The organism is Nesterenkonia sp., from assembly GCF_029265375.1.
GTDB lineage: Bacteria > Actinomycetota > Actinomycetes > Actinomycetales > Micrococcaceae > Nesterenkonia.
Genome location: NZ_JAJUJJ010000003.1, coordinates 144,742 through 171,552, shown reverse-complemented (window position 1 = coordinate 171,552; position 26,811 = coordinate 144,742). Strand labels below are relative to the sequence as shown.

22 protein-coding genes and 1 tRNA gene are annotated in these 26,811 nt (G+C 66.7%); 14 read left to right on the top strand and 9 right to left on the bottom strand.

Annotation, left to right across the window (positions count from 1 at the left end; genetic code table 11):
• Nucleotides 1-92: 92 nt before the first annotated feature.
• Nucleotides 93-181, bottom strand: a tRNA-Ser gene (locus tag Q1K09_RS02470).
• Nucleotides 182-318: 137 nt separating this feature from the next.
• Between Q1K09_RS02470 and Q1K09_RS02465 the strand changes: the two genes are divergently transcribed.
• Entirely contained in the window at nucleotides 319-2,109 is a 1,791-nt protein-coding gene (locus tag Q1K09_RS02465) for an FAD/NAD(P)-binding protein (protein ID WP_300342907.1), read from the top strand.
• Here Q1K09_RS02465 and Q1K09_RS02460 read toward each other — a convergent pair.
• The gene (locus tag Q1K09_RS02460; RefSeq protein WP_300342905.1) at nucleotides 2,095-3,291 is read right to left on the bottom strand and encodes an acyl-CoA dehydrogenase family protein; all 1,197 of its coding nucleotides are present in this window, start codon (nucleotides 3,289-3,291) and stop codon (nucleotides 2,095-2,097) included. The two genes, Q1K09_RS02465 and Q1K09_RS02460, sit on opposite strands and share 15 nt — an antisense overlap.
• A gap of 96 nt (nucleotides 3,292-3,387) precedes the next feature.
• Here Q1K09_RS02460 and Q1K09_RS02455 point away from each other — a divergent pair, with 96 nt between their 5' ends.
• Nucleotides 3,388-5,127, top strand: coding sequence for an AMP-binding protein (locus tag Q1K09_RS02455; protein WP_300342916.1), 1,740 nt, complete (start codon nucleotides 3,388-3,390; stop codon nucleotides 5,125-5,127).
• A 73-nt stretch (nucleotides 5,128-5,200) separates the two neighbouring features.
• Entirely contained in the window at nucleotides 5,201-5,707 is a 507-nt protein-coding gene (locus tag Q1K09_RS02450; protein WP_300342903.1) for a MarR family transcriptional regulator, read from the top strand.
• A 4-nt stretch (nucleotides 5,708-5,711) separates the two neighbouring features.
• Here the strand turns inward: Q1K09_RS02450 and Q1K09_RS02445 are convergent, their stop codons facing one another.
• From Q1K09_RS02445 to Q1K09_RS02435, 3 genes are read right to left on the bottom strand one after another with little or no spacing between them, the layout of a single operon-like run.
• Nucleotides 5,712-6,488 (bottom strand): enoyl-CoA hydratase, encoded by a 777-nt coding sequence (locus tag Q1K09_RS02445; protein WP_300342901.1) that lies wholly within the window; start codon nucleotides 6,486-6,488, stop codon nucleotides 5,712-5,714.
• Nucleotides 6,489-6,491: 3 nt separating this feature from the next.
• Nucleotides 6,492-7,478 carry a 3-hydroxyisobutyrate dehydrogenase gene (mmsB, locus tag Q1K09_RS02440; protein WP_300342900.1) on the bottom strand — a complete coding sequence of 329 codons (987 nt, stop codon included), beginning with the start codon at nucleotides 7,476-7,478 and terminating at the stop codon, nucleotides 6,492-6,494.
• Between the two features lie 21 nt (nucleotides 7,479-7,499).
• Entirely contained in the window at nucleotides 7,500-8,996 is a 1,497-nt protein-coding gene (locus Q1K09_RS02435; RefSeq protein WP_300342898.1) for a CoA-acylating methylmalonate-semialdehyde dehydrogenase, read from the bottom strand.
• 202 nt (nucleotides 8,997-9,198) lie between these two features.
• Between Q1K09_RS02435 and Q1K09_RS02430 the strand changes: the two genes are divergently transcribed.
• Genes Q1K09_RS02430 through Q1K09_RS02415 form a run of 4 tightly spaced genes read left to right on the top strand, consistent with a single transcriptional unit; the run spans nucleotide 9,199 to nucleotide 13,409 of the window.
• Nucleotides 9,199-10,569 (top strand): MFS transporter, encoded by a 1,371-nt coding sequence (locus Q1K09_RS02430; protein WP_300342896.1) that lies wholly within the window; start codon nucleotides 9,199-9,201, stop codon nucleotides 10,567-10,569.
• A gap of 39 nt (nucleotides 10,570-10,608) precedes the next feature.
• Entirely contained in the window at nucleotides 10,609-11,682 is a 1,074-nt protein-coding gene (locus Q1K09_RS02425) for an ABC transporter substrate-binding protein (RefSeq protein WP_300342894.1), read from the top strand.
• The gene (locus Q1K09_RS02420; protein ID WP_300342893.1) at nucleotides 11,679-12,614 is read left to right on the top strand and encodes an ABC transporter permease; all 936 of its coding nucleotides are present in this window, start codon (nucleotides 11,679-11,681) and stop codon (nucleotides 12,612-12,614) included. Before Q1K09_RS02425 ends, Q1K09_RS02420 begins: the two co-directional genes overlap by 4 nt.
• Nucleotides 12,615-12,617: 3 nt before the next feature.
• Nucleotides 12,618-13,409: an ABC transporter ATP-binding protein gene (locus Q1K09_RS02415; protein ID WP_300342891.1), complete on the top strand. Its 792-nt coding sequence runs from the start codon at nucleotides 12,618-12,620 to the stop codon at nucleotides 13,407-13,409.
• A 64-nt stretch (nucleotides 13,410-13,473) separates the two neighbouring features.
• On the opposite strand, the gene Q1K09_RS02410 is transcribed toward Q1K09_RS02415, so the two are convergent.
• The 4 genes from Q1K09_RS02410 to Q1K09_RS02395 form a co-directional block, all read right to left on the bottom strand.
• Nucleotides 13,474-14,883, bottom strand: coding sequence for an aldehyde dehydrogenase family protein (locus tag Q1K09_RS02410; RefSeq protein ID WP_300342889.1), 1,410 nt, complete (start codon nucleotides 14,881-14,883; stop codon nucleotides 13,474-13,476).
• 126 nt (nucleotides 14,884-15,009) lie between these two features.
• The gene (gene dctP, locus Q1K09_RS02405) at nucleotides 15,010-16,158 is read right to left on the bottom strand and encodes a TRAP transporter substrate-binding protein DctP (protein WP_300342887.1); all 1,149 of its coding nucleotides are present in this window, start codon (nucleotides 16,156-16,158) and stop codon (nucleotides 15,010-15,012) included.
• 61 nt (nucleotides 16,159-16,219) lie between these two features.
• Nucleotides 16,220-17,632 carry a TRAP transporter large permease gene (locus Q1K09_RS02400; protein WP_300342885.1) on the bottom strand — a complete coding sequence of 471 codons (1,413 nt, stop codon included), beginning with the start codon at nucleotides 17,630-17,632 and terminating at the stop codon, nucleotides 16,220-16,222.
• Entirely contained in the window at nucleotides 17,629-18,282 is a 654-nt protein-coding gene (locus Q1K09_RS02395; RefSeq protein WP_300342883.1) for a TRAP transporter small permease, read from the bottom strand. Before Q1K09_RS02395 ends, Q1K09_RS02400 begins: the two co-directional genes overlap by 4 nt.
• Before the next feature lie 169 nt (nucleotides 18,283-18,451).
• Between Q1K09_RS02395 and Q1K09_RS02390 the strand changes: the two genes are divergently transcribed.
• Genes Q1K09_RS02390 through Q1K09_RS02360 form a run of 7 tightly spaced genes read left to right on the top strand, consistent with a single transcriptional unit; the run spans nucleotide 18,452 to nucleotide 26,746 of the window.
• Complete coding sequence (locus Q1K09_RS02390) at nucleotides 18,452-19,921, top strand: fumarylacetoacetate hydrolase family protein (RefSeq protein WP_300342882.1); 1,470 nt, start codon at nucleotides 18,452-18,454, stop codon at nucleotides 19,919-19,921.
• A gap of 2 nt (nucleotides 19,922-19,923) precedes the next feature.
• Complete coding sequence (locus Q1K09_RS02385) at nucleotides 19,924-20,586, top strand: GntR family transcriptional regulator (RefSeq protein WP_300342881.1); 663 nt, start codon at nucleotides 19,924-19,926, stop codon at nucleotides 20,584-20,586.
• A 36-nt stretch (nucleotides 20,587-20,622) separates the two neighbouring features.
• Nucleotides 20,623-22,128, top strand: coding sequence for a 5-carboxymethyl-2-hydroxymuconate semialdehyde dehydrogenase (hpaE, locus tag Q1K09_RS02380; protein ID WP_300342879.1), 1,506 nt, complete (start codon nucleotides 20,623-20,625; stop codon nucleotides 22,126-22,128).
• A gap of 34 nt (nucleotides 22,129-22,162) precedes the next feature.
• Nucleotides 22,163-23,272: a 3,4-dihydroxyphenylacetate 2,3-dioxygenase gene (gene hpaD / locus Q1K09_RS02375; RefSeq protein WP_300342878.1), complete on the top strand. Its 1,110-nt coding sequence runs from the start codon at nucleotides 22,163-22,165 to the stop codon at nucleotides 23,270-23,272.
• A gap of 17 nt (nucleotides 23,273-23,289) precedes the next feature.
• On the top strand, nucleotides 23,290-24,075 hold the full coding sequence (hpaH, locus tag Q1K09_RS02370) for a 2-oxo-hept-4-ene-1,7-dioate hydratase (protein ID WP_300342877.1): 786 nt from the start codon (nucleotides 23,290-23,292) through the stop codon (nucleotides 24,073-24,075).
• Entirely contained in the window at nucleotides 24,060-24,854 is a 795-nt protein-coding gene (locus Q1K09_RS02365) for an HpcH/HpaI aldolase/citrate lyase family protein (RefSeq protein WP_300342876.1), read from the top strand. Before hpaH ends, Q1K09_RS02365 begins: the two co-directional genes overlap by 16 nt.
• Nucleotides 24,854-26,746 (top strand): FAD-binding monooxygenase, encoded by a 1,893-nt coding sequence (locus Q1K09_RS02360; protein ID WP_300342874.1) that lies wholly within the window; start codon nucleotides 24,854-24,856, stop codon nucleotides 26,744-26,746. Before Q1K09_RS02365 ends, Q1K09_RS02360 begins: the two co-directional genes overlap by 1 nt.
• The last annotated feature ends 65 nt before the right edge of the window (nucleotides 26,747-26,811 follow it).

Genomic DNA, 26,811 nt, shown 5'->3' with positions numbered 1-26,811 from the left:
GAAAAAGTGAACGATGTCCCGACACACCCCCACGCCAAAAAAGAAGAAGTGCCAGGCCATCGAGTGGAACGATGTCCTGACACTTCACAATGCGGAGGCGGAGGGATTTGAACCCTCGATCCCCGGTTAAGAGGATCCTTCATTAGCAGTGAAGTCCGTTCGGCCGCTCCGGCACGCCTCCCTGCGTCACATGCGTGGTCCGCCCGTGACGCGCCTACCTAGGGTAGCCGCTCATCCCTGCGCAGATCAAAGCAGACGGAGTCCGGCACCCGGTAATGTGGTCTGCCATAAGAGAGCAATGGGAGCAGAGGGGACCGGATGGGCAGCAGCGCGGAATACGTCATCGCCGTGATCGGCGCAGGACCCCGCGGAACATCACTGCTGGAGCGCCTCCTAGCGCATATCGAATCCACCCCGGCCGCCCAGCGGCCCAAGCTGCGCGTCACCGTCTATGACCCCGCCCCCCATGGGCCCGGCCGGGTCTGGGATCCTTCGCAGTCACCGCTCTACCTGATGAACACCCCGGCCAGCTACCCGACGGCGGCGCCCACCGGGGCGACGCTGACCAGCCTGTCCGAGTCCTCCTGCGCGGCCAGCTTCTCCGACTACTCGCAGCTGAAAGGTCTGGGCTACGAGGACGCCACCTACCCCACCCGGGCCCACTACGGCGAATACCTCGCCTGGCTGAGCAAGGAAGTCTCTGCCCGGCTGCGGGGCCGGGGCGCCGCCGTCGACCACGTGCGCTCAGAGGTCACTGTTGTGCAGCCCGACGACGGCGGCTACCAGCTCCGGACCCCGCGCGGCTGGCGCAGGGCGGATGCCGTGGTGCTGGCCCTGGGCCATATCCCGGCAGCCCCCGGCGGACCCAGCGGGCACCTGGCGCGCACCGCACAGGAACTCGGTCTGCACTACCAAGGCCCGGAGATCCCCACCGAGGTCGACCTCAGCGCATTCCCCGCCGGGGCTCCTGTTCTGATCCGCGGAATGGGGCTGAACTTCTTCGACCTGATGATCCAGCTCACCGTGGGCCGCGGCGGCAGATTCCGCCACCGCCCCGGCGCCGATCCGGGCCACCGGCTGGAGTACATCCCCAGCGGTCAGGAGCCAGTGCTGGTGGCCGGCTCCCGGCGCGGAACCCCCTACCGCGCCAAGACGACCGCCCCGGGATTCGTGCCCGAAGGCATTGAGCTGCACCACCTCACAGAGCAGCGCATTGCCGACCTGCTGGCGGCCCACCGGCAGCTGGACTTCACCGAGCATCTGTGGCCGCTGATCCGCGCCGATGTGCAGGACACCTACGCCCGCGTCAGCGGTCAGCCAGGCAGCCCCTTCGATGTGCAGGCCTACGCCCGGCCCTTCGATCACCGGGACTTCAGCTCCCACACCGCCTACCAGCAGGCCATGCTGGACTGGCTGGCCGAGGATGCCGCCAGCGCAGAGGCCGGGGCGCAGAACCCGGAGAAGATGGCCGTCAATGCGCTGCACGCCGCACGTCTGCGCATCAAGCCGCTGGTCACCGAGGGACGCATCAGCCCGGAGAGCCGCCTGCGGGACGTCGAGGGCTGGTTCGAATCCCTGGTGGAGGGCCTGGCCAGCGGGCCGCCGCTGCAGCGGATCGAGGAGCTGGCCGCCCTGGTGCGCGCCTCCGTGGTGGAGTTCCTGGGCCCCGCCCCGGCCTACGGCGTGGACCGCCAGACCCGCCGGTTCATCGCCGATTCCCCGCTGGTGGCCGGTGTCCGCTACAGCGCCGAACACATGGTGGAGGCGATGATGCCGCCGAATCGCATCACCCAAGCCGCAGCTCCGGTGGTGCGTAGCCTGCTGGAGGCAGGAACCGCGCGCCCCGCCGTCGTCCACTACGGCTCAGAGGCCCACGTGCACAAGGGCTTCGACGTCACCCCCCAGCCCCATCAGCTGGTCACCGCGGAGGGAGAGGTCCTCCACGGCGCCTACGTGCTGGGGCTGCAGCTCTCCTCGGTGCAGTGGGGCACCGCTATCGCCGCCGAGGCCGGTGGGGATACGGAGTCCACCGCCCGCACGCTGGCCGATGCCGACGCCGCCGCCGCGGATCTGCTGCGCCGGGCCCGGGCGGCTCTAGACGAACGCTGAGACCCCGGTCAGCTCCCGGCCCAGGATGAGCTGATTGATGCTGTAGGTGCCCTCATAGGTGTAGATGGCCTCCACATCCGCGGCGACCTTGGCCGCCTCATACTCGCTGAGCAGTCCGTTGCCGCCCAGCACCTCGCGGGCCGTGGCCGCCGACTCGCGGGCCAGTCGGGTCAGGGTCGCCTTCGCCATGCTGGCATGCCCCATAGTCAGCCGGTTCTCCTCCTGCAGGCGGGCAGTCTCAGCCATGAACGCCGCAGAGACTGTGAGATTGCCCGCAATCGTGGCCAGGGCCGACTGGATAAGCTGGAAGGAGCCCAGCGGCCTGCCGAACTGCTGACGATCCAGCGCATAGCTGCGGGCGATGTCCAGCAGCGCCTGCTGCGCGCCGACTGCCTGCCAGCCCACCCAGGCCCGGGAGCTGCGCAGGCCGTGAGAGACCGAGGCGAAGGACCGCGCACCAGGCAGCTGAGCCTCCGGTCCGACGGTGAGGTCCAGGTCGATCTCCGCGTTCTGCATAATGCGCAGCCCGGTCTTCGGAGTGATCAGCCGTGCCGAGTATCCCGGCGTGCTGGTAGGTACCAGGAAGCAGAGGATCTGCCCGTCGTCAGTGCTGCGCGCCCAGATCAGCGCAATATCTGCCACAGTGCCCAGGCCGATCCAGCGCTTGGCGCCGCGGATGCGCCATCCGTCAGCGGTCGGCTCGGCAGTGGTGGCCAGTCCGCCGGCGATGTCTGAGCCGTGCTCCGGCTCGGTCAGGCAGAAGGCACCGCGAGCCTGCAGACTGCGCAGCCGAGGAAGCCACTGCTCGCGCTGCTCGGCGGAACCCAGATTTTCGACAGTGCCGACGATCAGCTCGTTGTGGATGCCCACCACCGATGAGAGGGAGAGATCAGCGCGCGCCAGGGCGGCGTGCACCAGCCCCTGGAAGAGCTGCGAGGAGCCGTCCAGCACCAGTTCGCCGAGGCCAAGCTCCCCGAGGGCCTCCACCATCGGCATCGGCAGCCGCTCCTGGTTCCACGCCTCAATGGACTGCCGCCTGAGGTGCTGCTGGGCGTACTGCTCGATCCGCTGCAGGCGCTCCTGCCCCTCCGCGGTGAGCCGGTCGGCCAGCCGCAGCAGATCCGGGTGCCAATCCGTGTGGTGGCCGCCGTCGGAGGCGGTCTCGGCAGCAGTGTGAGTCATCTGTCATCTCCCTGTGGACCGAAGCTTTACCAACAATAGGACTTCCAAGTATATTCATGGGTGACCGACATCACACCTCAGCGGGAGGATCTGCCGATGACTGTCACCGAGGAGTTCCGCGCCGCCAGGGATCATCTGGTGAGCCTGCAGCAGGACTGGGAGCGCGCACGGGATGAGTTCCGCTGGCCGCGGCTGAGCCACTTCAACTTCGGATTCGACTGGTTCGACCAGATCGCTCGCGAGCGCGGCGAGCAGGACGCGCTGGTGATCGTCGAGGAGGACGGCACCCGGCTCTCCCGCACCTTCGCCGAACTCAGCGCCGACTCAAACCGGGTGGCCAACTGGATGCGCAGCATCGGCGTGCAGCGCGGGGACCGCATCATCCTGATCCTGGGCAACCAGGTGGAGTTGTGGGAGACCATGCTGGCCGCGATCAAGCTCGGCGCCGTGCTGATCCCCACCACCACACAGATGGGTCGCTATGACCTGCAGGACAGAGTGGACCGGGCCGAGGTGAAATGGGTCGTCGGCACCGGTCAGACGCTGGAGAAGTTCACCGAGGTCGACGGCAACTTCAGCCTCATCCATGTGCCCGACTCCGAGCACGAGCCCTCCGTGCCGTCACGAGCGATCCACTCCTACCCGGATGCCTATGCCGCCTCCGCCCAGCTGCAGCCGGAGGAGCCCACCCCGGCCGATGAGACCATGCTGCTGTACTTCACCTCCGGCACCACCTCGAAGCCGAAGCTGGTGGAGCACACCCACACCTCCTACCCAGTGGGTCACCTCTCCACGCTGTACTGGATCGGGCTGCAGCCCGGCGATGTGCACCTCAACGTATCCTCACCCGGCTGGGCCAAGCACGCCTGGTCCAACTTCTTCGCCCCCTGGATCGCTGAGGCCACGATCTTCCTGTACAACTTCACCCGCTTCGACCCGGCCGCGCTGATGGTCGCCATGGACGAGGCGGGTGTGAGCAGCTTCTGTGCTCCGCCCACTGTGTGGCGGATGCTCATCAAAGCAGAACTCAGCCAGCTGAAGAATCCTCCGCGGGTGGTGGTCTCAGCCGGGGAGCCGCTGAACGCCGAAGTGATCGAGCAGGTCCAGCGCGCCTGGGGGCGCACTATCCGCGACGGCTTCGGGCAGACCGAGACCACTCTGCAGGTGGCCAATACTCCGGGCCGGGAGATCACCCCCGGCGCCATGGGCGTGCCGCTGCCCGGGTTCGACGTCGTCCTGGTGGATCCGGTCACCGGTGAGGAGGGGAGCGAGGGAGAGATCTGCCTGCGCCTGGACAGCGAGCACTACGGGCGGCCGGTGGGTCTGATGAAGGGGTACTACGGAGATGAGGAGAAGAACGCGGAAGTCTTCCGCGGCGGCCTCTACCACACCGGCGATATTGCCTCTCGGGACGACGACGGCGTGATCACCTATGTGGGCCGGGCCGACGATGTCTTCAAGTCCAGCGACTACAAAGTCTCTCCCTTCGAGCTGGAGTCGGTGCTGGTCGAACACCCGGCGGTGGTGGAGGCCGCGATCGTGCCCGCACCGGATGAGATCCGTCTGGCCGTTCCCAAGGCATACGTGACTCTGGCCTCCGGGTGGAGCCCCACTGCTGAGACTGCCCGAGCGATCCTGGAGCACAGTCTGCAGAAGCTGCCTCCCTATAAGCGGATTCGGCGCATCGAGTTCGCGGAGCTGCCCAAGACCATCTCCGGCAAGATCCGGCGGGTCCAGCTGCGCCAGCAGGAGGAGGAGCGGACCGACGCCGGAGCTGAGGGATACGGAGTGGAGTACCGGGAGGAGGATCTCGGCCTGCGGCCCCCGCGCAGATGAGGTCAGCCCGCCGGACGCCGTCGGGAGTGTCCATACAATGGGCGGACCCACGCCCGCTGCGAAGGAGAGTCTGATGCACCCACCTCTTCCCCGTGACCCCATAGCGGAGGCGCGCCGCAACTGGGAGCGTCACGGCTGGCAGGAGGAGGCCGGGCCGATGGCGGCTGTGACCGCGATTATGCGGGTGCAGCAGATCCTGCTGGGCAGGGCGCAGCAGGCCCTGAAGCCCTTCGAGCTGACCTTCGCGCGCTATGAGGTGATTGCGCTGCTGAGCTTCTCGCGCGAGAAGCGCATGCCGATGAACAAGGCCAGCAAGCTGCTGCAGGTTCACCCCACATCCATCACCAATGCCGTGGACCGTCTGGAGGCTGCCGGGCTGGTGGAGCGCCAGCCGCACGCCGAGGACCGGCGAGCCATGCTGCTGGTGCTGACGCGGAAGGGCAGGCGCGTGGCCGCCGAGGCCACGGCCGCACTGAACGAGCAGCTTTTCCGGCACACCGGCTTCCAGCCTGAGGAGGTGGAGCAGCTCAACGGGATCCTCGCCCGATTCCGGCAGCGTGCCGGAGACTTTCAGGGCTGAGCTCTCAGCGGTGCGTCCACTCCGGGTCGCGCTTCTGCGCGAAGGCGCTCATGCCCTCGGACTGATCGGCGGTGGAGAACAGCGAATGGAACAGCCGACGTTCGAAGAGCAGCCCCTGCTGAAGCGGCGTCTCAAAGGCGGAGGCCACTGCCTCCTTGGCCATCTGCGCGGCGGGCTTGGACTTTGAGGCGATCAGCTCAGCGGCTTGGCGGGCAATGTCGGCCAGCTCATCGGCGGGCACCACACGGGAGACCAGGCCGATCCGCTCGGCCTCCTCGGCGTTGATGCGCCGTCCGGTGAGCACCATATCCATGGCTTTGGCCTTGCCCACTGAGCGGGTCAGGCGCTGGGAGCCGCCCATCCCCGGGATCACGCCCAGATTGATCTCCGGCTGGCCGAAGGAGGCGGTGTCCGCGGCGATGAGCACATCGGCCATCATCGCCAGCTCACAGCCGCCGCCCAGCGCGTAGCCGGAGACGGCGGCCACCACCGGGGTGCGCAGCCGGGCGAAGGTGTCCCAGTCGCTGAACCAGTCGGAGGCGTACATCTGGGCATAATCCTGCTCTGCCATCTCCTTGATGTCGGCCCCGGCGGCAAAGGCCTTCTCAGACCCGGTCAGCAGAATCGCCCCGACCTGCGGATCGGCGTCGAAGGCCGAGGCGGCGGCCACAATCTCCTCCATCATGGTGCGGTTCAGCGCATTCAGCGCCTCGGGACGGTTCAGCTGGATCTGACCCACCCGGTTCTCCGCCTCGGCGATGATGGTGGTGTACTCGCTCATGGACTAACCCTCCTGACTGCTCGGCTGCGTGCCTGATGCTGTGCGGATCTGCTCGATGATGGCGGAGAAGTCCTGCCCCGCACCCTCGCCCTCGGCGAAGCCGCGGTACATCTCTGCTGCCATCCTGCCCAACTGCGCCTGCACCCCGGTCTCCTCCAGGGCGTTGGTGGCCAGGCCGAGATCCTTGGCCATCAGGGCACCGGCGAAACCAGGCTGATACTCACGGTTGGCAGGGGAGCTGGGCACCGGTCCGGGCACCGGACAGTTGGTGGTCAGCGCCCAGCACTGGCCTGAGGCTTTGGAGACGACGTCGAACATCGCCTGGTGGCTCAGCCCCAGCTTCTCCGCCAGAACGAAGGCTTCGCTGACCGCAATCATGGACACGGCCAGGATCATGTTGTTGCAGATCTTCGCAGCCTGGCCCAGTCCCGAGCCGCCGCAGTGGACCACGCGTGCGCCCATGATCTCCAGGATCGGGCGCACCGCGGTGAACACCTCCTCCTCGGCGCCCACCATGAAGGCCAGGGTGCCGGCCTCTGCGCCGACCACTCCTCCGGAGACCGGAGCGTCGGCGGCGCGGAATCCCGCCGCGCGGGCCAGATCCGCCGCCTGCTGGGCCTCCAAGATGTTGATGGTGGAGCAGTCCAGGAAGATTGCTCCGGGCCGGGCCGCATCCAGCAGGCCTTCGGCGGCTCCGTCGCCCTGATAGGCGGATATCACGTGCTTTCCGGAGGGCAGCATGGTCAGCACGATGTCGGCTTCGGCGGCTGCCTGCTGGGCAGACTCTGCGGTGGGAATGCCGCGGGCGGCTGCGGCTGCCATGGCTGCGGGCATCAGGTCGTAGCCGGTCACCGCGACCCCGGCTGCCTTCAGGTTCGCCGCCATCGGCAGGCCCATATTGCCCAGGCCGATGAATCCGACGCTGGGCAGCGGAGTCTCTGAATCCGGGGGGAGCTGCTCCGCGGGGTTCTCAGGGGTGCCGGTTGTCATGATGCTCCTTCGACTTGTGCCTCAGCTGCCCTCGGGCATGACGAAGCTCGCGCCCTCTTTGGCTCCTGAGGGCCATCTGGTGGTCACCGTCTTGGTCTTGGTGTAGAACTTCAGTCCGTCGGTGCCGTGCTGGTTCAGATCACCGAATACCGAGGCCTTCCAGCCGCCGAAGGTGTAGTAGGCGATCGGCACCGGGATCGGCACGTTGACTCCCACCATTCCCACCTCCACGCGCTGGGTGAAGTCGCGGGCGGTGTCGCCGTCGCGGGTGAAGATCGCCACGCCGTTGCCGTACTCGTGCTCGGTGGGAAGCCGGAGTGCCTCTTCATAGTCGGCGGCTCGGACCATGGTCAGCACCGGGCCGAAGATCTCCTCCCGGTAGATGCGCATAGCGGAGGTGACATGGTCGAACAGCGTGGCGCCCACCCAGAAGCCCTGGGGATGGCCCTCCACCTGTGCGCCGCGGCCGTCGACCACCAGCTCAGCGCCTTCCTGCTCTCCGGCGGCGATATAGGACTCGATGCGCTGCTTGGCCTCGGCGGTGACCACCGGCCCGAAGTCGGACTCGGGGTCCAGCGACGGCCCCATCCTCAGGTTCGCGATACGTTCTTCGAGCCTGCTGCGCAGCGCCTCAGCGGTGGCCTCGCCCACCGGAACGGCCACCGAGACCGCCATGCAGCGTTCCCCGGCCGATCCGTAGGCGGCACCGATGAGCGCATCGGCGGCCTGGTCCAGGTCCGCATCCGGCATGATGATCATGTGGTTCTTCGCTCCGCCGAAGCACTGAGCGCGCTTGCCGCGGGAAGCGGCGGCCGAATAGATGGCCTGGGCGATGGGAGTGGAGCCGACGAAGCCGACGGCCTGGATGCGCGGCTCCTCGATCAGCGCGTCGACTGCCTCCTTATCCCCGTTGACCACGTTCAGAGTTCCGGGCGGCATACCAGCCTCCACAGCCAGTTCCGCCAGTCGCAGCGGAACCGACGGATCCCGCTCGGAGGGCTTGAGCACGAAGGCATTGCCGGCGGCCAGTGCGATGCCGGCCTTCCACAGCGGGATCATGGCGGGGAAGTTGAACGGGGTGATCCCAGCAACCACTCCGAGGGGCTGGCGCAGGGTGTGGACATCCACACCGGAGCTGACATTGTGTGAGAACTCGCCCTTGAGCAGATGCGGGGCCCCCGCGGCGAACTCGACCACCTCCACGCCGCGCTGGATGTCTCCCTTGGCGTCTTCGAAGGTCTTGCCGTGCTCATTGGACAGCGCCGTCGCCAGCTCATCGCGATGCTGGCCGATCAGATCCACCCACTTCAGCAGGATGCGTCCGCGGCGCTGAGGATTCAGCGCCGACCAGGAGGCGAACGCCCGCTGTGCAGAATCCACCGCGGCGGTGACCTCCTCAGGCCCGGCCAGCGGAACGCGGGAGGCCACGCTGCCCTGGACCGGATTGAAGACGTCGGCGAACCGGCCGGAGGTTCCCTTCACGTGCTCGCCGTCGATGTAGTGAGTCAGCTCAGACATAGCAGCTCCTTGTCAGCGGCAGCGCCGCCGCGCCAGATGTGAGGTAGGTCTCATATGTCAATCTAAACCCCAGTGCTTGGACGTGCAACTAAATCCGCAGACGACTTACCTACCGATCGTTCAGTAAGTCTGTTAGAGTTCTCGGTGATCTGAATCACAGGTCCTAACGCACTGTCCGCCCGATGGGGTCAATGGAGGCATGATGAGCCAGCAGGCATACCTCAGCACTGAGGGCCACGAGATGACGCGCGAGGAGAAGAAGGTCCTTGCCGGCACTCTGGTAGGCACCACGATTGAGTGGTACGACTTCTTCATCTACGCACAGGCCGCCGGTTTCGTTCTGGCCGTGCTCTACTTTGAGCCCCTCGGCGAGGAGAGCCAGACGCTGGCGCAGCTGGTCGCCTGGGCCTCCATCGGCATCTCCTTCCTCTTCCGGCCGCTGGGTGCGGTGCTCGCCGGCTGGCTGGGGGACAAGTTCGGCCGCAAGGTCGTGCTGGTGATCACCCTGATGGGCATGGGCGGTGCCACATTCCTCATCGGCCTGCTGCCCACCTACGCGGTAATGGGCATATTCGCTCCGGTGCTGCTGATTGTGCTGCGCGTGGTCCAGGGCCTCTCGGCCGGCGGCGAATGGGGCGGCGCGGCGCTGCTCTCGGTGGAGCACGCTCCGCGGCACAAGCGCGGACTCTTCGGCACCTACCCGCAGATCGGCGTGCCCCTGGGCATGATCCTGGCCACGCTGTTCATGTTCGGACTCAACGCAGTCCTGACCGAGGAGCAGTTCCTCTCCTGGGGCTGGCGGGTGCCGTTCCTGTTCTCCTTCATCCTGGTCATCGTCGGCTACCTCATCCGGCTGCGGGTGGAGGAGTCTCCGGTCTTTCAGGAGATGAAGCAGCGCAAGCGGGAGTCCGCCGCACCGCTGAAGGAACTGGTGACCACCCACAAGAAGTACACCTTCCTGGCCGCGCTGATCTTCGCGGCCAATAACGCCGCCGGATACCTGGTGATCGCCTTCTTCGCCTCCTACGGAGCCTCGGTGCTGGGCATGTCCCGCACCCAGACGCTCATCGCCTCGCTGATCGGTGGTGTGGGCTGGTTCGCCTTCACCCTGCTCGGCGGCTGGATTTCCGACCGGATCGGCCGTGTGCTGACCTTCCAGATCGGCTACGGCATCATCATCGTCTGGGCCATCCCCATGTGGTTCCTCATCGACACCGCCGTCGTCTGGATCTTCGCGCTGGCCATCGTTGTCCTCACTATGGGTCTGGGCCCCTCCTATGGTCCGCAGTCGGCGCTGTACGCCGAGATGTTCCCGGTCTCCATCCGGTTCTCCGGGGTCTCCATCGGCTACGCATTCGGCTCCATCATCGGCGGCGCCTTCGCCCCGACCATCGCCCAGTGGATCCTCAATGAGACCGGACAGTCCTGGATGATCGGCCTGTACATCTCACTGCTGGCCCTGGTCTCATTCCTGGCCGTCTCGGTGGTGCCGAAGCGGCTGCAGGGCATCAACCTGCAGGATGACACCGAGCGCGAAGAGCTCAACGCAGCGCCTAAGCTGAAACTGAACTGACCAACACTCGTTGCACCTACTCACCTTCAGGAGGACACCATGTTCCGCACTTCCACCACGTTGAAAGCCGCCGCCGCCGCGGCGGCAGCAGCCCTGCTGCTGACATCCTGCGGCAACGGAGGTGATGACGGCGGGGGAACCGGCGACGACGGCGCCGCCGCTGCCGGGGGAGAGGAGCAGAGCTACTCCATCGGCATCACCCAGATCGTCTCCCACCCCGCGCTCGACGCTGCCCGCGAGGGCTTCAAGGCCGCCTTCGAAGACGCCGGAATCGAGGTGGAGTGGGACGAGCAGAACGCCCAGGGCGAGCAGGCCACCGCCTCCAACATCGCCGGCACCTTCGCCACTGCGGACCTGGATCTGGTGCACTCCATCGCCACCCCCACCTCCCAGGCCGCCGCCCAGCAGATCACCGATAAGCCGATCGTCTTCTCCTCGGTCACCGACCCGGAGGAGGCCGGCCTGGTGGAAAGCTGGGACGCCCCCGGCGGAAACGTCACCGGCACTTCGGATATGAACCCGGTGGCCGAGCAGCTGGAGCTGCTGCTGGAGATCGTCCCGGATGCCGAGACAGTCGGTGTGGTCTACTCCTCCGGTGAGACGAACTCGCAGGTTCAGGTGGAGCTGCTGCATGAGGCCGCCGATGAGCTCGGCATCGAGGTGCAGGAGGCGACCATCTCCGCCTCCTCGGAGGTGCAGCAGGGCGTGGAGTCGCTCGACGCTGATGCCATCTACGTCCCCACCGACAACGCAGTGGTCTCCGCCCTGGAGTCAGTCATTCAGTACGGCCAAGCCAATGAGGTGCCGATCATCGCCGCCGAGGCCGACTCAGTGGTCCGCGGTGCGGTGGCCACCTACGGCATCGACTATGAGCAGCTGGGCCGCCAGGCCGGCGAGATGGCCATCCGCATCCTGGTCGACGGCGAGGATCCCGCCGGTATGCCGGTGGAGACCCTGGAGGAGCTGGAGCTGACCGTCAACCCTGAAGCTGCCGAGGCCATGGGCATCGAGATTCCCCAGGAGGTCCTGGACCGCGCTGACGTCGTCGTCGGTGAGGACGTGGACCCGGAGGATCCGGCAGAGGCCGGAGAGGGTGACGACGAAGACGCATGATCACCGCGCTCGAACTGGGCCTGGTCTACGCGATCGTCGCGCTCGGGGTGTACCTGACCTTCCGGATCCTGAACTTCCCGGATCTGACAGTGGACGGTTCATTCACTTCGGGCGCGGCGACCGCGGCCATCCTCATCACACAACAGGTCAATCCGTTCCTGGCCACCGCCGCGGCCTTCGCCGTCGGATCGCTGGCGGGGCTGATCACCGGCCTGCTGCACACCAAGGGCAATATCAACGGCCTGCTGGCCGGCATTCTGACCATGATCGGGTTGTACTCCATCAACCTGCGGATCATGGGCGGAGCCAATGTGCCGCTGCTGAATCAGGACACCGTGATCTCCGGTCTGCGCGAGGTCGCCGGCGTCGGATGGACCTCGGTGCTGATCCTGGCGGTGGTGGCTCTGTGCTTCAAGCTGGCCATCGACTGGTTCCTGCACACTGATGCCGGCCTGGCTCTGCAGGCCACCGGCGACAATGAGCAGATGATCCGCTCCTTCGCGGTCTCCACCGACAGGATGAAGATCGTCGGTCTGATGCTCTCCAACGGACTGGTCGGGCTGGCCGGCGCCGTGGTGGCCCAGCACCAGGGCTTCGCCGATATCGGTATGGGCATCGGACTGATCCTGGTGGGTCTGGCCTCGGTCATCCTCGGCCAGGCGATCTTCGGCACCCGCGTAGTGGTGCAGGCGACCCTGGCGGTGGTGCTCGGGGCAGTGGTCTATCGGCTGGCCATACAATTTGCGCTCAACGCCGGGCTGAACCCCAATGACATGAAGCTGATGTCCGCAGTGCTGGTCATCGTCGCGCTGCTGCTGCCGCAGTGGAAGGGATTCCGCAGGATCGCCCAGCGCCGTCGCGGCCGCTCCGCCCTCCAGGCGGCGGCCAAGGCCACGCTGACCGAGGACGCACCAGGAAAGAAGGTGGGCTGAACAATGCTGAGCGTCTCACATGTGAGCAAGACCTTCTTCCCCGGCACCGTCAACGAGCGGCGGGCCCTGGTCGACGTCGACCTCCACCTGCAGGAAGGAGACTTCGTCACCGTCATCGGCTCCAACGGCGCCGGAAAGTCTACGGTGCTCAACACCATCGCCGGCCGGATCCAGCAGGATTCCGGGACCGTGACGCTGGACGGCGCCGATGTCTCCAAGCTGAAGGAGCATCAGCGGGCCGCGCAGGTGGGACGGGTCTTCCAGGACCCGATGGCCGGCACCAGCCCCAATCTCACCATCGAGGAGAACCTCGCCCTGGCGGATAAGCGCGGGGCAGCCCGCGGCCTGGCGCTGGGGGTGACACGGGCCAAGCGGACACGCTTCGCCGAGGCGCTGAAGGTGCTGGAACTGGGGCTTGAGGACCGGCTGAAGACCAAAGTCGGACTGCTCTCCGGTGGTCAGCGGCAGGCACTGAGCCTGCTGATGGCGACCTTCTCCCGGCCGAAGGTCCTGCTGCTGGATGAGCACACTGCCGCCCTGGATCCGCAGCGGGCAGAACTGGTGACCCGGCTGACCACGAAGGTGGTCCAGGAGCAGCAGCTGACCACCCTGATGGTCACGCACAATATGGCCCAGGCGCTTCAGGTGGGGAACAGGCTGATCATGATGCATGAGGGCAGGATCATCCTGGACGTCCCGGAGCAGGAGAAAGCTCAGCTCACACCGGAGGATCTGCTCTCCGAATTCGCCAAGATCAAGGGCGCAGCACTGGACGATAAGACCATGCTGCAGTAGCAAGCCCTGACTGCCGAGGAGGGGGAGGCACAGTGCCTCCCCCTCCTCGTCTCCGGTCGATGTCTCAGCGGCTGATCACATGCGGCTGACTGACCTCCTTGAGGCCTTCGACGCCGAACTCCACGCCGAAGCCGGACTCGCGTGCTCCGCCGAAGGGCATCCGCGGGTCCACCGCCCCGTGCTTGTTGATCCAGGTGGTGCCAGCCACCAGCCGGGCCGCGACCTGTTCGGCCCGGTCGGGGTCGGCTGACCAGACGGAGGAGCCCAGGGCCTCATTGAGCGAATTGGCCCACTCGACAGCCTGGTCCAGGTCGGTGTATTTGATGATCGGCAGGGCCGGTCCGAACTGCTCCTCGGTGACCAAGGGGTTCTGCGGATCGATATCAGCCACCAAAGTGGTGGGGTAGAAGTACCCGGGAGCCTCGGGATCGGGATCCCCTCCGATGAGCACCCGTGCGCCGGAGTCCTTCGCCGCGGAGACCAGACGGTCCACCACCTCCCACTGCGCCTTGTTCTGCAGCGGCCCCAGTACGTTCTGCTCCTCCAGGCCCACGCCCATGGGCATGTTCTTCGCCACCTCCACCAGCGCGTCGCAGACCTGGTCGTAGAGGGCGGCCGGAACGTAGAGCCGCTTCATAGCGGCACAGGTCTGGCCGGTGTTGATGAAGGCCCCCCAGAAAAGGTCCTCGGCGATGGCCTGCGGGTCGGCGTCGTCGAGCACGATTCCGGCGTCGTTGCCGCCGAGCTCCATGGTCAGGCGCTTCACAGTGTCGGCAGCGGCCTTGATGATGCTCTTGCCGGTCTGGGTGGAACCGGTGAACATGATCTTCGCCACATCCGGATGCCGGGAGAGCCGGTCGCCGACGTCCCCGCGGCCCGGCACGGCGATGAGCACGTCGCCCGGCAGCGCGGAGTTGAGCACCTCCACCAGCCCCAGCACACTCAAGGGGGTGTATCCGCTGGGTTTGATGACCACGGTATTGCCCTGCCGCAGCGAGGGTGCGATCTGCCAGACCGAGATCATCATCGGCCAGTTCCAGGGGCCGATGGCGCCGACGACACCCAGCGGACGCCAATGCAGGACCGCACGACCGGAATCGTCGTCGAACAGCAGCTCCGGCTCCAAGCGGAACTCTGCGGTGGCCCGCAGCCACGCGACGCAGGCGCCGACCTCGAAGCGGGCATTAGGGCCATTGAGCGGTTTGCCCTGCTCGCGGGAGAGCAGGTGCGCCAGCTGCTCAGCGTGGGCCTCGACGGCATCGGCTGCCGCGTGGAGCGCTCTGCTGCGCTCCTCATCGCTGCGTGCCGCCCAGCCGGGCTGGGCCGCTTTGGCCCGCGCCACAGCCCGGTCCAGGTCTTCGGCACCAGCTTCGGGGGCTCGCCCCACCAATTCTCCGGTAGCGGGGTCGTAGATCTCCCGGCCCCCGTCAGCAGGCTGGATGCGCTCCAGCAGCTCGTCTATCTGCACCGCCATAGTCCGGCTCCCCCGTTCACAATGCGCTGTGATGTACCTCTCCATTATGTGGGTGCATCCGCCGCGCCGGTTGAGCGGGAGCGCACAAGCCTATGCCGCCGGTGCAGTGTCCTCAGGCGCTCGGAGTCAGCCCTGCTGGTCCTGCCACTGATCCACGCAGCTGATGCCGGCGTCAGTAGGGTTGTCCTCGCTCTCGTGCTCAGCGTAGGCGGCCTTGTACTCCTCCAGGTACGCCTCTCCGTCGGTGTATCCGTAGTCAGCCATGATCTCCAGCCACAGGTCCTCAGCGTCGTCGCCGACCAGGTCGCGCCACTCTTCGGTGGCAGACTCGTCCCAACGGGTGAAGCTCTCAACATCGTCGGAGTTCAGCATGCCTTCGCAGACATCGGCCATAGCGTCGTTGTAGGTTTCGATCGCCTCGCCGTAGTTCAGCTCTTCGGTGACCTCATCGACCACCTCCTGCAGATCCGGCGGCAGTGAGTCGTAGGCCTGCTTGGACCACCATGTGCCGTAGGCGGTGTACTGGCCGATGCCGGGATCCGTCCAATGCGGCAGCTGCTCGATGATCTGATAGTTGACCCCGAAGTCCAGGGCGGCGGCCACCGAGTCGATCACTCCGCGCTGGACGGCCTCATAGGTCTCGGCAGCGGTGATCGCGTTGACGTTGACGCCGGCGGCCTGCAGCGACGATTCGGTGACCGGACCCGCGGCACGTGCGCGCAGACCGTTGAGGTCCTCCAGGGATTCCACCGGCTCGGAGGAGCCGATGAACATGGTGCCCACCGGCCACGTGGCCACATAGTGCAGGTTGTTCTGCTCCAGCAGGTCCCGGGCCGGCTCGTACTGGGTGTGCATGTCGTACAGGGCGGCAGTGGTGGCCTGAATATCCGTGTTCAGGAAGGAGATGCTCACCACGCTCAGGGTGGGGAGCATATGCGGGGTGTAGTCGGTCACCGTGGTGCCGATATCGGCGCGGCCGTCGCGCAGGCAGTTGATCACCTCGTCCATATTGCACAGCTCCTCGAAGGAGGTGCGCTCGAACTCGATGCGGCCGCCGCTGCGCTCTTCGACCATGTCCAGATAGCGCTGCTCCACCGCTGAGTGCGGGGTCCCGTCCAGGGCGCCGGTGGCCAGGGTGAAGGTGTAGGCGCGGCCGTCGCTGGCGTCGACGAGCCCTTCTTCGCAGCCGGTCAGCCCCAGCAGGGCGGCGGCGCCCAGGGCGAGTCCGGCCGCAGCGCGGCGGGTGCGGAAGGTTCTGGAGGTGTGCGAGTTCATAGTCGTCTCCATGCGTGGGTGAGTGAGCAGATGATGCTGGATGGGGCCGGCAGCGGCGAGCTCAGCCCCCGTCAGTGACGAGACCGGGCAGCAGCAGGATCAGATCCGGCCACAGGAAGAACACCGCAATCAGCAGCAGGTCGATGGCGAAGAACGGGAGAATGCCGCGGAACACGGTTTCGCTGGGCACCCCGGTGGTTCCCGAGACCACAAAGGCGTTGATGCCCACCGGCGGGGTGACCATGCCGATCTCGATCAGCTTCACAATCAGGATGCCCAGCCAGACCGCGTCGAAGCCGAACTCGGTGGCCAGCGGCAGCAGCAGCGGCACTGAGATCACCAGGATGGACAGGGACTCCAGGACCATCCCCAGCGGGACCAGGGCCAGCAGCAGCAGCGCCATCACCAGCATGGGCGGCAGGTTCAGGCTCAGCACCGCGTCCGTGATCAGCTGGGGCACCCGGGCGGTCACGAAGAAGGCGGAGAGGATTCCCGATCCCACCACAATGAAGAACACCATCGCTGTGGTGGAGGCGGTGTCCCGCAGGGCGCCGGCGATCCCGGCGCCGATGCCGCGCAGCCCGGCTCCGCGCAGCTCGAAGAGCAGGATGATCACAGCGGCCAGGGCGCCGAATGCTGCTGACTCAGTGGCGGTGAAGAATCCGGAGTACATGCCGCCGAGCACAATGGTGAACAGAATGCCCACGTAGACCAATCCGCGCCACGGCAGGTCCCGCAGCCGTTCGTACTGGGCCCCGAGGGACCGCTGCGGCTGCTGCCCGGCAGAGGCCTGCGCTGCGGAGCTCTCTCGCCCGCCGGCAGCTTCGGTGCGGGCTTCGGCCAGGGCGTCGGCCAGCTGTCCGCGGTGCTGCATGCGCTGGCCGGCGACGACCAGGTAGCCGGCGTAGCACAGGGCTGTGAGCACACCGGGCAGGATGCCTGCGGCCAGCATCTGGGCCACCGACTGCTGAGCGAGGATCGCGTAGAGGACCAGGAAGGTGCTGGGCGGAATCATCGAGCCCAGCGTGCCGGCCACAGCCACGGTCGCGGTGGCCAAGGAGAGCGGATAGCCGGCCCGGCGCATCTCATGGACCGATAGGCGAGCCATCGTGGCGGCGGTGCCGATGCTGGAGCCTGAGACTGCGGAGAAACCGGCGCTGGCGGCGACGGTGGCCACACCCAGCCCGCCGGGCAGGCGGCCCAGCGCGCGGTCGGCGACGGCGAAGACGTACTCAGCCACCCGGGCGCGGACGGCGAACATGCCCATCAGGATGAACATCGGAATGATGGTCAGTCCGAAGGTGGCCGTCTGGGAGAAGGCTTCGGCGCCGATGGAGTTGGTGGTGTGATTCAGTCCGTGCAGAACGGCCAGCCCGGCAGCGCCGGCCCCGCCCAGGGCGATCGCTACCGGTACACGCAGAAGAAGCAGCGCCACCAGCAGGGCCAGTACGCCGATGATGACGATTTCGATCATGGTTTCTGCTCTCCTCGGGTCGCATCAGCGGCGGTGGAATCAGCGGGTTCTTCGGCAGGCTCAGCGGGCGCGGCGGGCCCTGCGGATGCGGCAGCTCCGGAGACGGCCACTGCGGCTTCCTTGCCCTGCGCCAGCACGGCCTCCAGCTCGCTGTTCGGGCCCAGGGCTGCCTTGCCGGTCAGCGAGCGGGCCAGATTGACCAGGGCGACCAAGAGCATGGCGGCCAGCCCGGCGACGATGACCCAGCGCAGGGGATACAGCGGCCAGCGCACCAGGCCGAAGCGCTCCTCCTGCATTGCGGTGGAGTCGATGGCTCGCAGAGTCGTGGCCAGCAGCAGCCAAGCCAGATACCCGCTGGCGATGATCCAGACGAAGACAGAGGTGATCTGGCTCAGCCGCGGGCCGAACCGGTCGGCCAGCAGGGTCACCGCCACGTGCTCGCCCTTGACCCCGGCCCAGGCGAGACCGAAGAAGACGCTGATCACCAAGCTGGACTCAGCGATCTCAATCATCCCCGGCAGACTGGCGCCGGTGGCGTTGCGGGCCACGACGTCGGCGGCCACCGCAATCACCATCGCCACGATGGCGGCGGCGGAGACCACAGCCAGCACTTGGCTGAGGACTCTGACGAACTTCTCAAGATGTGTCATGTGAAGCCTTTGGACGATCGGGCAGGGCGGCAGGGTCATGTGATTGCACTCACGTGACGGGGCCCATAGTATCTGAAAACGTATATGAAGCAATGCGATCGTGTATTGATCTCGTATCACGCATCATATACGATTGCGTGTGATGCACACTACAAGTGGGAGAGACCATATGTCCTCAGAGACTCACAGCTCCGCGGTCCCGCTGCCGCAGCAGCCGGGCAAGATCCTTGCGGTCCACATCAGCTATGAGTCCCGCGCCGCCGAGCGCGGACGCAGGCCCAAGGCGCCGTCGTACTTCTTCAAGCCCGCCAGCTCGCTGGCCGGCTCCGGAAGCACTGTTCTCCGCCCCGCGGGCACCGAGCTGCTGGCTTTCGAAGGGGAGATCGCCCTGGTCATCGGCACTGAAGCCCGCCGGGTGAGCGCCGAGCAGGCCTGGGAGCACGTCCAGGCGGTCACCGCAGCCAATGACTGGGGGCTCTACGACCTCCGGGCTGCCGACAAGGGATCCAATGTGCGCAATAAGGGCCGCGACGGATACACCTCCATAGGCCCGGAGCTGATCGACGCCCAGTCGGTGGACCCGAAGGCGCTGCGGCTGCGCACCTGGAAGAACGGGCAGCTCGTTCAGCAGGACACCGCCGCCGGCATGATCTTCCCGCTGACGCAGCTGATCGCTGATCTCTCCCAGCACCTCACCCTGCAGCCCGGAGATGTGATTCTCACCGGCACGCCGGCCGGGGCCTCCGTGGCTGAGCCCGGCGACGTGGTGGAGGTGGAGGTGGACGACCCGGCCTCCGGCGCCACCAGCGGACGCCTGGTGACCACGGCCGCCGAGTCAGACGACACCTTCGACCCGCAGCTGGGCAGCCTGCCGGAGGTCAATGACACCCAGCGCGAAGAGGCCTGGGGCTCCCGGGAGGCCGCGAGCCTGCCGCCGCGCGGACTCACCGAGGAGCTGCGCGCCAAGCTGATGGAAGTCCCGGTGGCCGGACTCTCCCAGCAGCTGCGCCAGCGCGGGCTGAACAACGTCTCCATCGACGGTGTCCGCCCGACCCGGCCCGGCACCAAGCTGGTGGGCACCGCCAAGACCCTGCGCTTCGTGCCCAACCGGGAGGACCTCTTCAAATCTCACGGAGGCGGATACAACGCGCAGAAGCGCGCCTTCGACGCGGTGGACTCCGGCGAGGTGATCGTCATTGAGGCCCGCGGCGAAGCCGGCTCGGGCACCCTGGGCGATGTGCTGGCCCTGCGTGCCGCCGCCCGGGGAGCGGCCGGAGTGGTCACCGACGGCGGAGTCCGCGACTACGCCACTGTGGCCGAGATTGATCTGCCGGTCTTCACCACCGGAGCGCATCCGGCGGTGCTCGGGCGCAAGCACGTGCCCTGGGACACCGATCTGACCATCGCCTGCGGCGGAGCCACAGTCCAGCCGGGAGATGTCATCGTCGGAGACGACGACGGCGTCATCGTCATCCCCCCGCACCTGGTGGAGGAGGTCGTCGACGCGGCCCTGGCAAAGGAGGACGAAGACGCCTGGGTGGCTGAGCAGGTCAAGGCCGGACACCCGGTGGACGGCCTGTTCCCGATGAACCGCGCATGGCGTGAGCGCTATGAGGCCGAACAGGCCGGCGGGGAGTGACCATGTCCGTGCCAGTGACCGAGCGCGCCAGCAAATCCCAGCGGACCTATGACTGGATCCGTGAACGCATCCTCAACCGGGAGTTCAACCCCGGCTACCGGCTGGTGCTCAGCACCATCGCCTCCGAACTCGGGGTCAGCACTGTCCCGGTGCGCGAGGCGATCCGCCGGCTGGAGGCCGAGGGGCTGGTGGAGTTCGAGCGCAATGTCGGAGCCCGCGTAGCGCTGGTCAACCAGGGCGAATACGTGGACACGATGCAGGCCCTTGGCGTGCTCGAAGGCGCCGCCACAGCCCTGTCGCTGCCGCATATCACCGAGGCGGACCTAGACCGCGCGCAGGCGGTCAATGATCAGATGCGCGCGAGCCTGACCGACTTCGAACCGGCGGTGTTCACCGCACTGAATGAGAAGTTCCACCGGACCATCTTCAGCCGCTGCCCCAACGAGCACCTGTCTATGCTGGTCAACCGCGGCTGGGAGCGCATGTCCGGACTGCGCAGCTCCACCTTCAGCTTCGTACCCGGCCGGGCGCCGCACTCGGTGGATGAGCACGACGAGATCCTGCGGCTGATCCGTGCGCAGGCAGACCCCACCGAGATCGAGATGACCGTCCGCCAGCACAAATGGCGCACCGCTCAGGCCCTGCGCGAGCAGGACCACCACTGACCCTTCCCATCTCAGCGACAAGCGAGGAGAGAAAAGATGCCCCAGTACGAGACCCGCGTTCCGGCGGAGCTGCCTGACAAGATCCAGCACTACATCGACGGAGAGTTCGTCGACTCCGCCGACGGCGACACCTTCGACGTCATCAACCCGGTCACCAATGAGACCTACATCCAGGGTGCCGCCGGCAAGAAGGAGGACATCGACCGCGCCGTGGCAGCGGCCAAGCGTGCCTTCGAGGAGGGCTCATGGTCCTCCGCCCTGCCGCGGGAGCGCTCCCGGGTGCTGCACCGCATCGCTGACATCGTCGAAGAGCGCGGCAGCCGACTGGCAGAGCTGGAGACCTTCGACACCGGCCTGCCCATCACCCAGGCCCGCAGCCAGGGCAAGCGTGCGGCCGAGAACTTCCGGTTCTTCGCAGACCTGATCGTCGCCCAGGCGGACGATACCTATAAGGTGCCCGGGCGTCAGATCAATTACGTCAACCGCAAGCCCATCGGCGTGGCCGGGCTGATCACCCCGTGGAACACCCCGTTCATGCTGGAGAGCTGGAAACTGGCACCGGCGATCGCCACCGGCAACTCGGTGGTGCTCAAGCCGGCCGAGTTCACCCCCCTCTCGGCCGGGCTGTGGGCCGGCATCTTCGAGGAGGCAGGGCTGCCCACTGGTGTGTTCAACCTGGTCAACGGCATCGGAGAGCAGGCAGGCGACGCCCTGGTGAAGCACCCGGAGGTGCCGCTGATCTCCTTCACCGGTGAGTCCAAGACCGGCCAGATCATCTTCGCCAACTCCGCACCGCACCTGAAGGGGCTCTCCATGGAGCTGGGCGGGAAGTCTCCGGCCATCGTGTTCGCCGATGCCGATATGGAGGCCGCCATCAACGCCACCATCTTCGGGGTCTTCTCGCTGAACGGCGAGCGCTGCACCGCAGGTTCGCGCATCCTGGTCGAACGCAGCATCTACGACGAGTTCGTCGAGCGCTACGCGGCCCAGGCCAAGCGGGTCAAGGTCGGCTTCCCCCATGAGTCGGCGACTGAGGTCGGCGCCCTGGTGCACCCGGAGCACTTCGAGAAGGTGATGAGCTACGTGGAGCTGGGCAAGTCCGAGGGTCGCCTGGTCGCCGGAGGCGGCCGGCCTGAAGGATTCGAGGACGGCAACTTCATCGAGCCCACAGTCTTCGCCGATGTGCCGCCCACCGCGCGGATCTTCCAGGAGGAGATCTTCGGGCCCGTGGTGGCCATCACCCCCTTCGACACCGAAGAGGAGGCGCTGCAGCTGGCCAATGACACCAAGTACGGTCTGGCCGCCTACGTGTGGACCAATGACCTGAAGCGTTCGCACAACTTCGCCCAGGCGGTGGAGGCCGGCATGGTGTGGCTGAACTCCAACAACGTCCGCGACCTGCGCACCCCCTTCGGCGGTGTGAAGGCCTCCGGACTGGGGCATGAGGGCGGCTACCGCTCCATCGACTTCTACACCGACCAGCAGGCCGTGCACATCAACCTCGGCGAAGTCCATAACCCCGTCTTCGGCAAGGCCGACTGAAACACCTTCCGCACTGAAGAGCAAGGAATCCCACATGAGTGAGAACACCCCCGCCGGAAACATCCCGACACCGTCGTCGCCGGCACCCGACGTGGTCCGCTGCGCCTATATGGAGCTGGTGGTCACCGATCTGAAGCGCTCCCGCGACTTCTACGTGGACGTGCTTGACCTGGTGGTCACCGCAGAGGACGAGAACACCATCTACCTGCGCTCCATGGAGGAGTTCATCCACCACAACCTGGTGCTGCGCAAGGGCGAGACCGCCGCTGTGGCCGCCTTCTCCTACCGGGTGCGCAGCCCCGAAGAGCTGGACAAGGCCGAAGCGTTCTACAAGGAGCTCGGATGCCCCGTCATCCGGAACAAGGACGGCTTCGTCAAAGGCATCGGCGACTCGGTGCGCGTCCAGGACCCGCTGGGCTTCCCCTACGAGTTCTTCTACGACGTCGAGCACGTGGAGCGTCTGGCCTGGCGCTACGACCTCTACAGCCCCGGCGCCCTGGTTCGGCTGGACCACTTCAACCAGGTCACTCCGGATGTGCCCAAGGCTGTGGCCTATATGGAGGACCTCGGCTTCCGGGTCACCGAGGACATTCAGGACGACGCCGGCACCACCTACGCAGCGTGGATGCGTCGCAAGCCCACCGTGCATGACACCGCGATGACCGGCGGCGCCGGCCCGCGGATGCACCACGTGGCCTTCGCCACCCACGAGAAGCACAATATTCTGGCCATCTGCGACAAGCTCGGCGCCCTGCGGCTGTCCGACCACATCGAGCGCGGACCCGGCCGGCACGGCGTCTCCAACGCGTTCTACCTCTACCTGCGCGACCCCGACGGCCACCGGGTGGAGATCTACACCCAGGACTACTACACCGGGGATCCGGACAACCCCCGGGTGACCTGGGACGTGCATGACAACCAGCGCCGCGACTGGTGGGGCAACCCCGTGGTGCCCTCCTGGTACACCGAGGCCTCCACTGTGCTGGACCTGGAGGGCAACCCGGTGCCCACCACGGAGCGCACCGACGATTCGGAGATGGACGTCACCATCGGCGCCGACGGGTTCTCCTACACCCGCAAGGACGATGACGACTCCATGCCGGAGTGGAAACAGGGCGAGTACAAGCTCGGGAACCAGCTGTAGGGCAGGAGACGTTGACTGTGCTCTCCCAGGACACCATCACCGCAATCGCCGACGAGCTCGCCGAGGCGGAGAAGAGCCGCAGCACTGTGCCGCTGCTGACTGCCCGCTACCCGGAGATGACCATCGAGGACTCCTACGCGGTGCAGAACGAGTGGCGCCGCCGCGGCATCGCCGCCGGACGCCGGCCCGTGGGCCGCAAGATCGGACTGACATCCAAGGTCATGCAGGCCGCCACCGGCATCACCGAACCCGACTACGGGGCCATCTTCTCCGACATGGTCTATGAGAACGGCTCAGTGATCGACCACAGCCGCTTCTCCAATGTGCGGATCGAGGTGGAGCTGGCCTTTGTGCTCGGCAAGGACCTCCATGGGCCGGATGTGACCGTGTTCGACGTCATGGACGCCACTGACTACGTCATCCCGGCCCTGGAGATCCTCTCCAGCCGCATCGAGATGGACGGCCGCACCATCGTGGACACCATCAGCGACAATGCGGCTATGGGCGCGATGGTCTACGGCGGCACTCCCACCAAGCCCCACGACGTCGACCTGCGCTGGGTCTCCGCGCTCCTGTACCGCAACGAGACCATCGAGGAGTCCGGCGTCGCCGCCGCGGTGCTGAACCACCCCGCCGTCGGAGTGGCATGGCTGGCCAATAAGCTCGCCCAGCACGGAGACTCCCTGCAGGCCGGGGAGATCATCCTGGCCGGCTCCTTCACCCGGCCCATGTGGGTCAGCGCCGGGGACACAGTGCTCTGCGACTACGGAGAGATGGGGACGGTGACATGCCGCTTCAACTAGATGCGACCTTTGCCCGGCAGCTGCAGGGCGCCGATCGCACCCTCTACGGAGGGTGGATCTGCTCCGGCTCCCCAGTGGCCGCAGAGATCATGGCCGGAGCCGGGCTGGACTGGCTGCTGATCGACATGGAGCACGCCCCCAACGGGCTGGAGTCGGTCCTGGCGCAGCTGCACGCGGTCTCCGGGTACTCCTCCACACCACTGGTGCGGGTCCCGGCCGCCGAGACGGTGATCATCAAGCAGGTCCTGGACCTGGGGGCGCAGAACATTCTGGTGCCCATGGTCTCCACCGCTGAGCAGGCCCGTGAGGTCGTGGCCATGACCCAGTACCCGCCTGCCGGTGTGCGCGGGGTGGGCAGCGCCCTGGCCCGCTCAGGACGCTGGAACCGGGTGGAGGGCTACCTGCCGCAGGGAGCCGAGCACGTCAGCGTCTTTGTGCAGGTGGAGAACACCGAAGGCGTGGAGAACGCCGGGGAGATCGCAGCTGTCGACGGCGTCGACGGGGTCTTTGTGGGCCCCAGCGACCTCGCCGCCTCCATGGGGCTCATTGGTCAGCAGACCCACCCTGAGGTTGTGGCTGCGGTGAAATCGGCATTCACCGCGGTCACCCAGGCCGGCAAACCCGCCGGAGTCAACGCCTTCGACCCGGCGGCCGCCCGGGACTATGTCGCAGCCGGGGCCTCCTGGGTCCTGGTCGGCGCCGATGTGGCCCTGCTGGCCCGCGGCTCCGAAAAGCTCACCGCCGACTTCATCACCCCAGAACTTCCCAAGGAGAAGTGATGCATTTTCACCACCACGGCTACGTCACCGGGAACCCCCGGGTCCAGGCGCCGGCCGGCATCGGAGCAGACCGCCCCGAGGACCTGCCCGACGAGATGGACGTCCTGATCGTTGGATCCGGCCCGGCCGGAATGATCGCCGCCGCCCAGCTGGCCCAGTATCCGGAGGTCCACACCCGGATCATCGAGCGCCGCCCCGGCCGGCTGGAGGTCGGACAGGCCGATGGGATCCAGGCCCGCAGCGTGGAGACGTTCCAGGCCTTCGGATTCGCCGATGAGATCATCAACGAGGCCTACCGGATCACCGAGATGGCCTTCTGGAAGCCGGACCCGGAGAACCCAGATCACATCATCCGCACCGCCCGCCCCCTGGACGATGAGCACGGCATCAGCGAGTTTCCGCACTTGGTGGTCAACCAGGCCCGGGTGCTGGACTACTTCGCCGAGTCCATGGAGCGCTCTCCCTCCCGGATGAAGCCCGACTACGGGGTGGAGTTCCTGGACCTGGAGGTCACCGATGACCCCGACTACCCCGTCCAGGTGCAGGTCCGCCACCTCACCGGCAAGCACGAGGGCGCAGAGCGCACAGTGCGGGCGAAGTACGTGCTCGGCACCGACGGTGCCCACAGCCGCGTGCGCCGCTGCATCGGCCGCAAGCTCGACGGCGACACGGCCAAGCACGCCTGGGGCGTGATGGACGTGCTGGCCGAATCGGACTTCCCCGATATCCGGCTCAAATGCGCCATCCAGTCCCGCTCCGGCGGCAATATCCTCCACATTCCGCGCGAAGGCGGGCACCTGTTCCGGATGTATGTGGACCTGGGCGAAGTGGCCGACGACGACGGCGGGCGGGTGCGCCAGACCAGCCTGGACGAGATCATCGCCAAGGCGAACGCCATCCTGCACCCCTACTCGATCGATGTGCGGCACGTCGCCTGGAACAGCGTCTACGAGGTCGGCCACCGGGTCACCGATAAGTTCGACGACGTCCCGGCCGAGCTCACCGGGGAACGCACTCCTCGGGTCTTCATCGCCGGCGATGCCTGCCACACCCACAGTGCGAAGGCCGGGCAGGGCATGAACGTCTCCATGCAGGACGGTTTCAACCTCGGCTGGAAGCTCGGCCAGGTGGTCACCGGCCGCAGCCCGGAGTCGCTGCTGAGCACCTACTCGGAGGAGCGTCAGGTGGTGGCCCAGAACCTCATCGACTTCGACAAGGAATGGTCCACCCTGATGGCCAAGAAGCCCGAGGAGCTGGAGGACCCCTCCGTCATCGAGGACTTCTACGTGAAGACCTTCGAGTTCCCGGCGGGCTTCATGACCGAGTACCAGCCCTCGATGATCACCGGCACCACCGAGCACCAGGAGCTGGCCGCCGGCTTCCCGGTGGGCAAGCGGTTCAAGTCGGCCTGGGTCTCCCGTGTCTGCGACGGCAACCCGCTGCACCTGGGGCACCTGGCCACCGCAGACGGCCGCTGGAGGATCTACGTCTTCGCCGACTCCCCGGAGGCGGGGGAGGACTCGCAGCTGGCACGCTGGGCCGAGTGGTTCGCCCACGACCCCTCTTCCCCGCGGGTGCGGTTCACCCCGAAGGACGGCGACGACGACGCCGTCTTCGACGCCAAGGTGATCTACCAGCAGAAGCACCCTGAGATCGACATCAATGCCGCACCGCTGGCGTTCAAGCCGAAGGTGGGGCCCTACCGGCTGACCTACCTGAACAACATCTTCGGGGTGAACCCGGAGGAGGACATCTTCGATGTCCGCAGCATCAGCCGTGACGGGGCCGTGGTGGTGGTGCGCCCGGACCAGTATGTGGCTCAGGTGCTGCCGCTGACGGCAACTGCCGAGCTGGAGACCTTCTTCAGCGGGATCTTCCTGCCCCAGAACTGATCCGGCAGCACAGAAGGAGGCGGTGACCCCCACGGGGGCCACCGCCTCCTTCTGTATGGTCAGCG